The 1016-nt window shown below is 64.4% G+C and carries 2 protein-coding genes; both read right to left on the bottom strand.

Translation table 11 applies throughout. The annotated features are described in order from the left end of the window. On the bottom strand, nucleotides 1-408 hold a 408-nt coding region (locus F6Q13_RS17850; RefSeq protein WP_293059406.1), incomplete at its 3' end, for an enoyl-CoA hydratase-related protein. 97 nt (nucleotides 409-505) lie between these two features. Continuing rightward, nucleotides 506-1016, bottom strand: a 511-nt coding sequence (locus tag F6Q13_RS17845) for a LuxR C-terminal-related transcriptional regulator (protein WP_293059403.1), incomplete at its 5' end; no start/stop codon positions are given.

Here is a 1016-nt window from a genome sequence, read left to right as displayed (position 1 = left end):
CACTACCTTGGGCATGAACCGGATCAACCGCTGCACTTCTAGGATGTGCAGCCGTCCCGCCCGCGCCACATCCACCGTGTCGGCGGTATCGCCGGCGGCGTACTGGTAACCGGTACGCCCGCGGATGCGCTGGTCGCCACCGGAGCAGAACGCCCAACCACCGTCTTTCGGCGACGGCCCGTTGCCGGTCAGCAGCACCACCCCGACATCCGGCGACATCCGGGCGTGATCGAGCGCGCGATACAACTCGTCGACCGTGTGCGGGCGAAACGCATTGCGCACCTCGGGACGGTTGAACGCCACCCGCACGGTAGGCTCAGCGAGATGGCGATGATACGTGATATCGGTCAGATCGGCGAATCCATCCACGAGACGCCACGCCGACGCGTGAAAAGGATTGTCGCTCATGGTTACCGGCGGTGCCGCCGAGACGCAGCTCTGGCCTCGTCCATGTAGAGGGCGATCGCCTCCGACCGGTTGATGGCGCCGACCTTGCGAAGGATCTCTACACGTGGGTTTTGACCGTTTCGACGGTGCTGACAAGTTCGTCGGCGATTTCGGCGTTGGAGGCTCCCAGGACCAGCCTCTCGAACACTTGGCGTTCACGCTCCGACAGCGCCGCTGCCAACGCGGAATCCGCCGCTATGGTCGGGGGCTCGACACGCGTGTCGTGTTCGACATCAAAGCTGATTGCTGCGGCGGCGATGCGGTCTGCTTCCTCGGTCAGCCGAGCAGCCGCGCGGGCGATCGAAGTCCGCTGTTGGTGCACCCGTTCGGTATTCAGCATCCTCTCATGAAGCAATGAATAGGCTGAGGCGAACGCATCGAGCACATCGATGTCACCGGCGGAAATGCCGCTGTCGCTGTGGCGACCGACGTGAAGCAGTGCGACCACCCGCGATTTCGCGATAACGGGGGCGACCAGATAGTGCCCCGAGCCGAGCAGCTCCCGGTAGCCGGGCGAGGCGGGCATGGCGGACTCATCCGTCAGGACGGTGTCCCGCAGACGAATACAG

Source organism: Mycobacterium sp. (genome assembly GCF_008709575.1).
In the GTDB taxonomy this organism is placed as follows: Bacteria; Actinomycetota; Actinomycetes; order Mycobacteriales; family Mycobacteriaceae; genus Mycobacterium.
This window is presented reverse-complemented; position numbering and strand designations above follow the sequence as displayed.